Source organism: Streptomyces lomondensis, assembly GCF_014651035.1.
Taxonomy (GTDB): Bacteria; Actinomycetota; Actinomycetes; order Streptomycetales; family Streptomycetaceae; genus Streptomyces; species Streptomyces lomondensis.
Genome location: NZ_BMWC01000002.1, coordinates 711257 through 723836 on the forward strand (window position 1 = coordinate 711257; position 12580 = coordinate 723836).

Annotated in this window: 9 protein-coding genes; 4 read left to right on the forward strand and 5 right to left on the reverse strand. The window is 73.7% G+C overall.

Annotated features, from left to right (window positions below):
* Window positions 1-75: 75 nt before the first annotated feature.
* The 3 genes from IE255_RS10690 (at window position 76) to IE255_RS10700 (ending at window position 3453) form a co-directional block, all read left to right on the forward strand.
* Window positions 76-1161 (forward strand): GNAT family N-acetyltransferase, encoded by a 1086-nt coding sequence (locus tag IE255_RS10690; protein WP_190049924.1) that lies wholly within the window; start codon window positions 76-78, stop codon window positions 1159-1161.
* Between the two features lie 82 nt (window positions 1162-1243).
* The gene (locus IE255_RS10695; RefSeq protein WP_190049925.1) at window positions 1244-2530 is read left to right on the forward strand and encodes a glycosyltransferase family 2 protein; all 1287 of its coding nucleotides are present in this window, start codon (window positions 1244-1246) and stop codon (window positions 2528-2530) included.
* Between the two features lie 167 nt (window positions 2531-2697).
* Window positions 2698-3453, forward strand: coding sequence for a polysaccharide deacetylase family protein (locus IE255_RS10700; protein ID WP_190049926.1), 756 nt, complete (start codon window positions 2698-2700; stop codon window positions 3451-3453).
* 6 nt (window positions 3454-3459) lie between these two features.
* On the opposite strand, the gene IE255_RS10705 is transcribed toward IE255_RS10700, so the two are convergent.
* The 5 genes from IE255_RS10705 to IE255_RS10725 all read right to left on the reverse strand — a co-directional run bounded on the left by IE255_RS10705 (window position 3460) and on the right by IE255_RS10725 (window position 10654).
* Window positions 3460-4608 (reverse strand): glycosyl hydrolase, encoded by a 1149-nt coding sequence (locus tag IE255_RS10705; protein ID WP_229906351.1) that lies wholly within the window; start codon window positions 4606-4608, stop codon window positions 3460-3462.
* Window positions 4605-5045 carry a hypothetical protein gene (locus tag IE255_RS10710; protein ID WP_190049927.1) on the reverse strand — a complete coding sequence of 147 codons (441 nt, stop codon included), beginning with the start codon at window positions 5043-5045 and terminating at the stop codon, window positions 4605-4607. The genes IE255_RS10705 and IE255_RS10710 overlap by 4 nt, the downstream gene beginning before the upstream one ends.
* Complete coding sequence (locus tag IE255_RS10715) at window positions 5042-6937, reverse strand: glycosyltransferase (protein WP_229906352.1); 1896 nt, start codon at window positions 6935-6937, stop codon at window positions 5042-5044. Before IE255_RS10715 ends, IE255_RS10710 begins: the two co-directional genes overlap by 4 nt.
* A 131-nt stretch (window positions 6938-7068) precedes the next feature.
* A complete protein-coding gene (locus IE255_RS10720) occupies window positions 7069-9402 on the reverse strand; it encodes a lipopolysaccharide biosynthesis protein (RefSeq protein ID WP_190049928.1) in 2334 nt (777 codons plus the stop codon).
* Window positions 9395-10654: a DegT/DnrJ/EryC1/StrS family aminotransferase gene (locus tag IE255_RS10725; protein ID WP_190049929.1), complete on the reverse strand. Its 1260-nt coding sequence runs from the start codon at window positions 10652-10654 to the stop codon at window positions 9395-9397. Before IE255_RS10725 ends, IE255_RS10720 begins: the two co-directional genes overlap by 8 nt.
* Window positions 10655-10973: 319 nt before the next feature.
* On the opposite strand from IE255_RS10725, the gene fahA reads away from it, so the two are divergent.
* Window positions 10974-12191 carry a fumarylacetoacetase gene (gene fahA, locus IE255_RS10730; RefSeq protein ID WP_190049930.1) on the forward strand — a complete coding sequence of 406 codons (1218 nt, stop codon included), beginning with the start codon at window positions 10974-10976 and terminating at the stop codon, window positions 12189-12191.
* The last annotated feature ends 389 nt before the right edge of the window (window positions 12192-12580 follow it).

Here is a 12580-nt window from a genome sequence, read left to right on the forward strand (position 1 = left end):
TCCGCTACCTACCGTCGAGGCCGTCTCGGGCGGTACCTTCCAAGTGTCCAGGGGGGACTTGATCGGGGGGTCGAGTTGAGCAGTGGGCGCATTCGCGTGGTGGGGCCCGGGGAGCTCGGCGAGGGGGAAAGGGAGCGCTGGCGCGCGCTGCGCGCCGCCTCGGAGGCGCCGCGCAGCCCTTTCATGGAACCGGAGTTCACCGACGCCGTCGGCCGGGTGAGGCCGCGGGCCCGGGTCGCGGTGGTGTACGAGGGGCGGGAGCCGGCCGGCTTCCTGCCGTACGAGCGCGGGCCGTTGGGGCAGGGCCGGGCGATCGGGCTCGGCGTCTCGGACGTCCAGGGCGCGATCCTGCGGCCCGGACTGGGCCTGGAGACCGGCGAACTGCTGCGTGCCTGCGCGCTGTCGAGCTTCGCCTTCGACAACCTGGAGGCAGAGCAGCGGCTGTTCGTCCCGTACGCGGCGGAGGAGCACACCAGTTACGTCATCGACGTGGAGAAGGGCTACGAGACGTACGAGTCGGCGCTGCGCGCCCAGTCACCGAAGTTCCTGAAGACCACCGTGGCCAAGGAGCGCAGGCTGGGCCGGCAGGTCGGCGAGGTGCGGTTCGTGTTCGACGAGCGCGAGCCGGCCGCGCTGCGCACGCTCATGGGGTGGAAGTCGGCGCAGTACCGCAGGACGGGCCGCCGCGACCGGTTCGCCCAGGAGTGGATCACGCGGCTGGTCGGGCAGCTGGCCCGGACCCGGGCGCCGGAGTGCAGCGGCACGCTGTCCGTGCTGTACGCCGGTGAGCGGCCCGTCGCCGCGCATTTCGGGCTGCGCTCGGCATCCGTGCTGGCCTGCTGGTTCCCGGCCTACGACCCGGAGTTCGCGAAGTACTCGCCGGGTCTGGTGCTGCATCTGCGCATGGCCGAGGCGGCCGCCGCCGCGGGCATCGGCCTGCTCGACCTGGGGCGGGGCGCGGCCGAGTACAAGGACGCGCTGAAGACGGGCGAACTGCCCGTGTACGAGGGCGCGGCGACGCGGCCGGGGGCGGGCGCGGCGCTGCACTGGCTGAGCCGCGAGCCGGCGCGCCGCGCGCACCGTTACGTCCGCAGCCGGCCGCGGCTCGCGTCGCTGGCCGCGCGGACCCTGAAGGGCGCGGCCCGGCTGCGCCGTGCCTGACACAAGTCGTACTGACACAGGTCATATCTGACACAGGTCGTACCGGACACGGGTCGTACCTGACGACGAGGGGGGAGGGCGCATGGCCCGTTCGGCGCGTGCGCGGGAGGAGATCCGGCGGTTCCTGGACATCGGGGCGGTGCAGGTCGCCGAGCTGGACGTCGACGGCGACCAGGCGGTGCTCAGACCAGGCCCGGGGAGTCCGCCGGTGACGCACGGCGAGGTGTTCGTGCTGGTCAGGATGGGCGGGCGGCCGGTGGGCACGCTGCTCGGGCGGGTGCCGGAGGGGGCGGACGCCACGGCCGTGCTGGCGGCGCGGGCGCGGGCGGAGTGTGCCCCGGCCGTGGCGGACGACCCCGGGGAGCCGCCGTACACGAGTGTCGTCGTCGCCACCCGGGAGCGCGCCGGGCAGCTCGCCCGCGCGCTGGACTCGCTGCTGGCTCAGGACCATCCGCGGTTCGAGATCGTCGTGGTCGACAACGCGCCCGTGACGGGCGAGACGCGGGAGCTGGTCGAGCGGAAGTACGCCGAGCGGGTGCGGTACGTGTGCGAGCCGGTGCCCGGTCTCGCGGTCGCCCACAACACCGGCCTCGCGGCCGTGCGCGGCGAGGTGGTCGCCTTCACCGACGACGACGTGGTCGCCGATCCGCGCTGGCTGACGGAGCTGACCGCGCGTTTCGGCGCCGACGCCGGACTCGGGTGCAGCACGGGGCTGATCCTGCCCGCGCGGCTCGCCACACCGGCCCAGGTGCTCCTGGAGAGCCACGGCGGCTTCGCGAAAGGCTTCACTCCAAGGACGTACGACCCGGAGCGCCCGCCGGGCGACGAGCCGCTGTTCCCGTTCACGGCGGGGCGGTTCGGCTCGGGCGCCAACATGGCGTTCCGGACGGCGGTGCTGCGGTCCGTCGGCGGTTTCGACCCGGCCACCGGTGCCGGCACGGCCGCCCGGGGCGGCGACGACCTCTACGGCTTCGTCCGCGTCCTGGCCGACGGCCACCGGCTGCGCTACACGCCGTACGCCCTGGTGTGGCACCACCACCGGGAGACCTGGCGGGACCTGGAGACGCAGGCGTACGGCTACGGCGCCGGGCTCACCGCCTACCTCACCGCCGTGCTGGTGAACCGGCCCGCGCTGCTGCCGGCGTTCCTCGCGAGGCTGCCGCGCGGCCTCGCCCACGCCCGCGCGCTGACCGCCGTACGCGAGACGGAGCGGGTGGACGGCGGTGGCCTGCCGGGTGATCACGATGTGCGGACGCATCCCTGGCCGCGGCGGCTGTCACGGTTGCAGCGCAGGGGGATGGTGTACGGGCCTGTCGGATATGTGCGGGCGCGGAGGGCGCTGCGCGCGAGGGTTCAGGGGGCGAGATGAGGACGACGACGAGCAGGCGCGGTGCGGGGCAGGGGGACGGCAGAGGCCGGGCGGAACGGGGGGCGCAGGACGGTGAGGGCCCGATACGCCCGGGGCGTTCAGCGGCTGCGCCGAGCCCGGGTGGCGTCCGCGCCCCGGCCATCCCGGTCTTCCTGTACCACTCGGTGATGGACGACCCGCCCGGCTGGATCGCCGAGTTCACGGTCACGCCGCAGCAGTTCGCCGCGCATCTCGACGCCGTGGTCCGCAGCGGCCGTACGCCCGTCACGATCAGTGCGATCGCCGACCATCTGGCCGGGCGGGCGCCCCTGCCGCCCCGGCCCGTGCTGCTCACCTTCGACGACGGCTTCGCCGATCTGCCCGGCCCCACCGCCGAGGCGCTGGCCGAGCGCGCGCTGCCCGCCACGGCGTATCTCACCACCGGCGCCATCGCCCCGGGCGGCCGGAGTCTGCTGCCGCCCGCCCCGATGATGCCCCTGGCCCGGGCGGCGGAGCTGGAACGTTACGGCATGGAGATCGGCAGCCACACGGTCACCCACGCGCAGCTCGACACGCTGTCCGCGAAGGACCTGGCGTACGAGCTGCGGGCCTCGAAGGCCGTGCTGGAGGACGCCCTCGGGCACGAGGTCCGCCATCTCGCCTATCCGCACGGCTACAACAGCCCCCGGGTGCGGGCCATGTCGGCCCGGGCCGGCTACGAGACGGCGGCCGCCGTACGGCACGCGCTCAGCTCCGACCGCGACGAGCGCTACCGCATCGCCCGGCTCATCGTCCGGCGCACCCACACCGTCGCCGATGTCGAGGGCTGGCTGGCGGGCGCGGGCGCCCGGGTCGCGCCGTACCGGGACGGGCCGAAGACGATCGCCTGGCGGTGGTACCGGCGGGCCCGCGCGATGGTGCGCGGGCCCGAGTTCGCGGGCTGACCGGGCTTACTTCAGCGGCTGGTTGAGGTACGGGTCGGAGACCGCCTTGCGCAGGCTGTCCCAGGCCGCGTCGTTCGCCAGCGCGAGGTTGCAGTGCGGTCCGGGGTCGCGGTAGTTCCACTGCAGGGCGGCCTTGACGCCCTCCAGACCCTTCAGCACCCCGGGCACCTGCGCGTACCACTCGGCCTGCCGCTGCGGGCGGGCCGAGTCCGCGGCCGTGCCGAACTCGGAGAGCATCAGCGGCTTGTCGTCGGAGATGTTCTGGCGGATCCAGTCGTGCGTGGCGTTCTGGGTCTGCGCGAAGGTGAGCCAGCCCGCGTCGTGACAGCGGTAGTAGTTGTACTGGTTGTAGCCGACCCAGTCGACGTACTCGTCGCCGGGATACATCCGCTTGATCACGTCGGCGTGGTCGAGGTACCCGGTGGTGATCCACGTCCACACCACGTTGTCGACGCCCAGCTCGCGGAACCGGTCGTGGATGTGCCGGTACGCCTTCACGAAGTCGGCGGGCGTGCCGTTGGCCGGGGTGCGGGTGTCCATCTCCAGGTCGAAGGAGAGGAACACCTTCTTGCCGTAGTCCTTGATGCGCCGGGCCTGGACGTCGATGACCTTCTCGTCCAGCTCGCCGGCCGCGATCTGCTTCCAGGTCGGCTGCTGCTTCTTCGTGCCGCCCCACCACTTGCTCTCCCAGGACAGCAGCAGCAGGTGGTCCCGGCCGACGCGCTGCTCCTCCGGGGTGAGCAGCTGGCCCTCCCTGCGGGTGCCCTCGGGCAGGGACATGTCGTGGTACGTGTACACGATGTCGAGTGCGCGGCCCACGCGTTTCTCGTAGGCGCGCACCTTCTCGGGCAGGTCGTCCCGCTCGTGCGGCACGAACGCGCCGAACCAGGCGCCGCAGGGCGGTTCCAGGAGCGCCGTGGGGCGGCAGTCCGCGTCGGCCCCGGCGGCTCCCTGTTCCGGTCCTGAGGCGTCCCGGAGGGCGAGTACGGCGACCAGGACCGCGCTGACGACCGTGGCGGACGTGATCAGCAGGCGGCGCCGGCTCGATGCGAAGGGGCCGGCGGCCCGCTGCTGTTCTCCGGGTGGCTTCCTGCGGTGCTGTCCGGTCGTGACGGGGTCGCGGCGAAAGGGACGGTGGGGACGGTTGAACCTCACTGAGCAGAACCCTTCGGTGTCCTCGGCGTCGTCCTGGGCGGCGGGGAGGCGCGCAGCGGCGGACAGAACGCGGCGAGCGTGGTCAGCAGCGTCAGCGTCAGCAGTACTCGCTGTGCGCTGAAGGTGTGCGTGGCGATCAGCACGGTGGCGACGAGCATCACGGCGCCGATGCTCAGGAACAGCGTCAGCATCAGCCGCTCCAGCAGGTCGGAGTGGCGGGCGAAGTCCGGGTCCCGGCGCTCGACGGGCCCTTCGGCGGGCCGTGCTCCCAGCGCGGGGGCGCAGACTCTGACCATGGCCGCGCCCGGGCCCGCCGCCAGGAAGAGCGCGACCGCGGCGCCCCGCAGCGGCGATCCGCCGGGCAGGGCGAGCGCGGCGAGCGCCAGCCAGCCGCCGAACGGCGGCAGCATCCGGACCACGAGTTCCTGTGGTGTCATCGCTCCGCCCCCCGCGGCTGCTTCAGTTCGTAGAGCCATCCGGCGCTGTTCTCCGCCACGAGCCGGAACCGGGGCGAGGCGTCGACGGACGTCCGGATGCGGTCCAGCTGCGCCCCGGTGAGCTGTCCGTTCATCTCGGAGTTGGCCAACTGCCCCTGCGTGAGCAGGAAGTAGGCCCGGGCGGGCCGCTCCACCCCGGCCATGTCACGGGCGAGGGTGGCGGCCGGGTCACGCACGATCCGGTCGACGTGGCTGCGGGCGTCGTCCAGGAACCAGTAGTGGTCGATGCTCCAGTAGGAGGCGTACGCGTGCGGGTAGTTGCGGTTGGCCGCCACGACGAGCGAGCCCTCGGGCGCCTGGTCGAAGAGCTGCCGTACGAGGGCCACCTCCTGCGGCGGGAAGTAGTTGATCCGGTCCTTGCCCGAGTAGCTCGGCACGAACGCCAGCGTGCCGAGGAGCAGGGCGGCCGGCGGCACCCACGCGCCCAGCCGCCGCCAGCGGCCCTTCGCGGGCGCGGCCTGCCGGCCGCCGGCCTCCTGCGCGGCGGCGTCGGCGGCCAGCGTGCGGACCTTGGGCAGGATCGCGGCGGCGGCGAAGAAGGCGGCGCCGGGCAGCATGAACAGCAGCACCCGGAAGATCATCTCGCTGCCGTAGCTGCTCGCCGCGAACATCGGCAGCGGGGCCGCCGCGACCAGCAGCAGGGGCCGGGCCCGGTGGCGCAGCACCCGTTGGCGCAGGACGCCGACGGCCGCGAGCAGCAGGACGGAGCCGGACAGCAGCCGAGCGGCCCAGGAGGTGGCGATCGCTCCGGTGCCGGTCGGGGTGGCGCCGTAGCCGGTCTCGACGTTGGCGCCGACGTCGCCCACGGAGCGGATCATGTCCGGCATCGCCGCGGACAGGAAGGGCAGCGCGGCCGTGACGCACCAGGCCAGGAAGATCACGACCGTGGTGGCCACCGGGACCCAGTCGCGGTAGCGGCGGCTCAGGCACAGGGCGATCAGGCAGACGACCAGCATGCCCGGGGTGAGCTGGTGGGAGATGACGATCGCCGTGATCATGACGGTGATCACCACCGTCCACACGGCCTGCCGCGGCCGCCCGCGCCGCCCGGCGGACCGGCCGAAGCGGCGCAGGACCACCGCCAGGACGCCCACGTGCAGCGCGTACGCCACGGACTGGGGCGAGAAGTAGTCCTGCCCGACCCAGTTGGCGACGTAGAAGAGCCAGACCGCGGTCCAGATCAGCCGCCGGTCCTCGGTGAAGGTGCGGTAGATCAGCAGCAGCGGGAGCAGCAGCATCAGGCTGGAGACCAGCGGCCACCAGGCCATGAACATCGCCGCCGACTCCACGCCCAGCAGCCGCACCAGGGCGGCCTGGGCCGCGAAGAAGCCCGGCCACTGGTCGTAGACCGCCATGTCGCCGACCTGGTCGGCCGTCTGGAGACCGCCGGCCGTCAGCAGGTGGTCGATGACCGCCTCGTGCTTCCACGCCCAGGCGTACAGCGGGGTCGGGTAGAGCACGGCCTGCGTGGCCCGCTCCATCACCAGCAGCCCGAGGACGTACGCCGTCGCCCAGGCACCCGGCCGGCGCGGATCGCGGACCGTGCACCAGAAGCCGGCGGTGAGCACCACCAGGCCGGCCCAGAAGGCCGGGTGCAGCGCGGTGACCAGCCCGTAGTCGTCGAGCCGCGAGACGTCGGTGTGCCGCATGGCGTACGCCCAGAGCGCCAGTGCGACGAGCAGCGGCACGCCGGGCCAGGCCAGAGCGCGGCGCCCGGACCAGACGGGGGGCAGGTCGGACAGATCCGTCACGGGCTCATGGGCGGGGCTCGACGACTCCGAGGAGGAGGGGCTGGAGGACTGGCTGGAGGTCTCGGGGTCGTTGCCGGGCATGGCCGCGCCGTCCTGTGCGGGTGTGGGTTCTGGCGTGGATCTCTCCCGTGGAGTGACTGGCGGACGCACGGCGGTTCCCCCCTGGCGGTTCGGCTCTTTTCGGCTCTTTGCGCTCTTTCGGCTCCGGGCGGTCAGTCGCTGGACCGGCCGGTCGGTTCTCTGCGGTGCGGCAGCCCCCGGGCCGACGCGGCACGGCGCAAGAGCGGCAGGAGCAGGACGAGTACGGCGAGTACGGCGAGCAGGGGCGGCGCGACCGGTGCGAGCGCCTCACGCCCCACCCAGCCGCCGACCGCGACGAGATACAGAACCCCCCAGCGCCCCGGCCACGACAGCCGTCCGCCCGCGCTCGCGAGCAGCGGCCACAGCGGTACGAGGCACAGCAGCAGGCAGACCGGCGGTGCCCAGCGCAGCAGCGGCTCGGGCCCGTCGAGCCCCAGTGCGTCCGCGAGGAAGCCGGCCGTCTTCTCGTACAACGCCCCGTCCACCGGCCGCGGTTCCCGCCCGAGGGCGACCGGTGCCGCGTACAGGGCGAGCAGGGCCGCGGACAGCGCCGTGCCGGGCAGCCACGGGTCGCGCCGGGTGCACAGCGTGACGGCGGCGACGAACACCACGAGCAGCAGGCCGCCCGCCGTGAGCGACGGCACCGGCAGGCCCTCCAGCAGCTGACGCCCTGTCAGTGCCGTGTCGGTGGCGCCGTCCAGCCAGGGCAGGTCGCGCAGCGGCGCCCAGAAGAAGACGGTGGCGACACCGAGCAAGCTCCACAGGGCACCTCTCAGGCGCCGCTCCCGCGTCCGGTCGTCGGTCCCGGCCGGTTCCTCGCGCAGGAGCGTGCCCTCTCGCACCCGCGAACCGTCCCGGTCCCCGGCCGCGTCCGCCATGGCCTCGGCGGCGACTGCGTCCTCGGCATCCGTCCCCTTCTCCCCCGCCTCCGGCTGGTGCGGGCGGACGATCAGCGCCAGCGTGTCCGCCTGGAGCGCCTCACGCTCGTATCCGGGGCGCCCTATGAACAGCGTGACCGTGTCCTCGTCGCCGTCCTTGGGCTGGTACGCGGCCCGGCGGGCCCAGGCCGTGCCGTAGCCGGCCGTGGCGTTCAGCCGCGCCCAGCGGGTGCCGTAGGAGGGGGTGGCGGTGGTGCGGACGGCGGGCGCGCTGTCGTGGGGGCGCAGTGCCGCGCGCAGCCCGGCCGTGGAGACGACGGCGATCAGCGTCATGCTCAGCAGCACCGCCCAGCCGGCGCCCGCGATCCCGGCCGGGGTGAACAGCACGGCCGCACAGCCCAGCACCAGGGCGCACATGGCTCCTTGGAGCGCGGCCAGCACACCCGTGCGCCCCTGGACGCGCAGTACGCCGATGTACAGCTCCACCACCACCCGCGGCAGCGCGCCGAGGGCGAGCAGCCGCAGCACCGTCGAGCCGTGCTCGGCGTAGTCCGGGCTGAACGGCGTGAGGATGTACGGGGCGAAGAGGACCAGCACCAGCACGACCGGGACCAGCAGCAGCGTCATGCGGCGCAGCGCGCCCCGGACGCCGTCGGCGAGCTGGCGCGGGTCGTGCGAGGCGTGCGCGGTGAGCGAGGAGGCCATGTTGATGGCCATGAACTCCATCGTGCCGCCGACCGTGTACGCCACGTAGAAGTAGCCGTTCTCCGCGGCGCTGAAGCGGACCGCGACCATCACCGGCAGCAGGTTGATCATCGCCAGGCTGAACAGGGCGCCCAGGGAGTCCCCGGCCAGGAAGCGGCCCATCTCCCGGACTTTCGGGGGGTCCTTGTCGCGGTCGCCCGCCGCCTGGCGCGGGATGAGCCGGCGGAAGATCAGCCAGCCCAGCGGCAGGGTGGAGAAGGCGATCGCCACCGCCCAGGACACGAAGATGCCGAGGACGGGCAGCGTGCCGGCGAAGACGGCCAGCAGGGCCAGCTTCCCGACCGAGAACACCGCGTTCCCCGCCGGGACCCACTCCGCCTTGCGCAGCCCGGTGAGCACCCCGTCCTGGAGGGTGAGCAGCGCCCAGGCCACGCACGCCGCGACGAACACCGCCCCCGCCATGGGCGTGCCCAGCGGCGCGTACGACGCCCCCCACGCGTCGAGCGTGAGCAGGAAGACGGCCGCGGCGAGCGCCACGACCAGCGAACTCGCCACGTACGTGCCCCACACCAGACGCCCGGTCTCCCGTCCCGCGCGCGGCACGAAACGGACGACGGCCCCGATCATCGTCGTCGCGGTGATGCTGGCGAGCAGCCGCATCGCGGCGATGGCAGCGGAGCCCTGGCCGACGGCCTCCTCCGAGTAGTAGCGGGCGGCCACCAGCCAGAAACCCAGGCCCAACACGGCGGACACGCCGGTGCTGAGCATGAGGAAGTAGGCGTTCTTGAACAGCGAGTCGTGGCCGTGCCCGCCGCCGGCAGGTTTCGGTCCGCCGCCCTCGGCGCGCGCGGCGGCGGGCTCGTGCACCTGGATCTCAGTCACGGGACTGACCCGGCCCTCCCCGTGTCGGCCTGCTCCCGGACGGCTCTCCCGGGGCTTCGACCGGTCGGGCCCCGGACCGCTCCAGCACCTCGACGACCGTCCGCGCCCGCAGCGGGTCCACGGGCAGCGCGTGCCGCGCGAACCAGCGGGCCGCCTCCGGGGCCGGTGAGGGGTCGGTGAACTCCGCACCCGCGTAGTCGTCCAGCGGCGGGTCGTAGAGGTAGCCGACGACCACGCCCCGCCGCGCCAGGGCCGCCATCGCCACGTCCCGGTCCGCCACGAACAGCGGGACGCGGAACAGCGGCTGCGTCCCGTAGGCGTCGCGCGGCTTGGCCCAGGGCGTGGACAGCAGCAGCTCCGTGCCCGCCCGGCAGGCATCCAGCACGTCGTCCAGCCCGTCGAGCTTGTGTCCGATGCGCCGCAGCCGCAGCGGGCCGGACTCCAGGCGGTAGTCGTGCATGTCGACACGCACCCACGGGTGGTGGGCGTCGAGCCCGGGTGCCCGGTGGGCGGCCCGCGCGAGGTCGTCGGGGCGCAGCGGCATCCTGATCTCCTCGCGGTCCGCCAGCCCCAGCAGCCGGACAGCCGCCCAGGCGGCACGCCGCAGCCGCAGCCCGCGCACCGCCGCCTCCGCGAACGGCCGGACCGCGTAGGCGAGTTCGGAGCTCAGTCGGCGGGGAGTGAGCAGCCCCGCGCAGGTCTTCTCCACCGCGTCGCGCAGCCCCGGATCGGCGAGGGACAGCATGCCGCCGGCCTTGGCGCCCACGTGCTTGGACAGGCTGAACACGGAGGCATCGCCCCACGCCCCGACCGGCCGGTCCCCCGCCCGGCTGCCGATGGCGTGCGCCGCGTCCTCGAACAGCGGGATGCCCAGCGCGTCGCACTTCTGCCTCAGGCGCGGCGCCGGGTCCGGGTTCCCGTACAGGTTCGTCGTGAGCACGGCCGACACCGAGCCCCACACCTCCTCGGGCACGGCATCGATGTCGATGGACGCATCGAGCGGATTCAACGGCGCCTGCACCGGCCGCAGTCCGGCCGCGAGCACGACGAAGAAGATCACGTCGTCGTTGACCGGCGACATCAGCACCCGGCCGCCCGGCGGGCACCAGTGGCGCAACGCCACGTACAGCCCGAGACGGCACGACGGTACGTACACACATTCCCGGCCGAGCCGGACGCGCATGGCCTCTTCCAGCCGCTTCGGCTGGGAACCACGCCGCGCCGAACCCGGACCGGCCTCCCCAATGGCCATCCGCCCCCCTGGTGTGCCGTAGGAACGCCCCCTCCCCGAGGCCTTCCGGCACCCGCCCAGAGTCGCCCCGTTCGCACCGCTCCGTCAAGATTGCGTCGCGTCCTGTGGATAACTTCCGGCACGTACGCATGTGACGCCCCGTCCGCCGCGCCGGACGGCGACGAGCCGGCCCGCCCCCTCGTACCCGGGCCCACCAGCCCCGTCCGCCCGTCTCCGCCTCCTCGGACTCTGCCCGGAACCGCCACGTCACCCGTAACGTGTGGCACGACCACGAACACGTGGCGACGACATGGCACACCCGAAAGCGAGGCAGCACCCGATGCCCCCCTTCGATGTCCCCGAGGGCGATCCCTTCGGTCCGCACAACCTGCCGTACGGCGTGTTCTCCCTCCCCGGCTCGTCCCACCGGACGGTGGGCGTCCGGCTCGGCGACCACGTCCTGGACGCCGGTGCGGCGGCCCACGCCCTCGGCTCCCCGTACGCCTCCCTGCTCGCCCGGCCGACCCTCAACCCGCTGCTGGCCGCGGGCCGCACGGCCTGGTCGGACGTGCGCCGGGCGCTGACCGCCTGGGTGACCGTGCCGTCCCACCGCGAGACCGTCGAGCCGCTGTTCCACCCCCTGTCCGCCGTGACCCTGCACCTGCCGTTCGAGGTCGCGGACTACGTCGACTTCTACGCCTCCGAGAACCACGCCCGGAACGTCGGCCGGATCTTCCGCCCCGACGCCGACGACTCCCTCACGCCCAACTGGAAGCACCTGCCGATCGGTTATCACGGCCGCTCCGGCACGGTCGTCGTCTCGGGCACGGACGTCGTGCGCCCCTCGGGCCAGCGCAAGGCGCCCACCGACGCCGCTCCCGTCTTCGGCCCGTCCGTACGCCTGGACATCGAGGCGGAGGTCGGCTTCGTCGTCGGCGTGCCGTCCCGGATGGGCGAGCCGGTGGCCCTCGCCGACTTCCCCGAGCACGTCTTCGGGCTGTGCCTGCTGAACGACTGGTCCGCCCGTGACATCCAGGCCTGGGAGTACGTCCCCCTCGGCCCGTTCCTCGGGAAGTCCTTCGCCACGTCGGTGTCGGCGTGGATCACCCCGCTGGACGCCCTGGAGGAGTCCCGGGTGGCCCCGCCGGCCCGGACGCACGAGCTGCTGCCCTACCTCGACGACGGCGACGAGGAACCCGGCGGCTACGACCTGCGGATCAGCGTCGCCGTCAACGGCCACGTCGTCTCCGAGCCGCCCTTCTCCACCATGTACTGGACGGCCGCTCAGCAGTTGGCCCACATGACCGTGAACGGCGCCTCCCTGCGCACCGGCGACCTGTACGGCTCCGGCACGGTGAGCGGCCCGGCCGACCGGGAGCGCGGCTCCCTGCTGGAACTGACCTGGAACGGCCGCGACCCGCTCGAACTCCCCGACGGCAAGCGGACGTTCCTGGAGGACGGCGACGTGGTGACCCTCTCGGCCTGGGCCCCCGGGCCGGACGGCGTGCCGGTGGGGCTGGGCGAGGTGACGGGCCGGGTGGTGCCGGGAGCGGCGTGAGCCCACCCCGGTTCCGGACGGGATGCCCGGGCCGGTTCCGGACGGGATGCCCGCCCCGGTTCCGTACGGGATACCCGGGTGGAGGGGACGACCCGACGCTCCTCCCCGGCCGGGGTCTGGCCGGCAGTCGCCCCTCCCGGCCCTTCCGATGGCGTTCGCCCCCTGACTCACACCGCCCGGACCGTCATACTGGGCGTCGGGCGGTGTGCCCGCACGCGCGCGGTACCCGGCACCTTCGCCGCGCTCGCCGCGGTCACCGGTGCGCACAGCAGCCGCGTCATCGGTGCGCACCGCAGCCGCGTCACCGGTCAGCACGGCAGTCGTGCCGCCGGTGCGCGCTGCGACCGCCCTCCCCCGCACGACTCGTAGCCGCCCCTCTTCCGACCAGG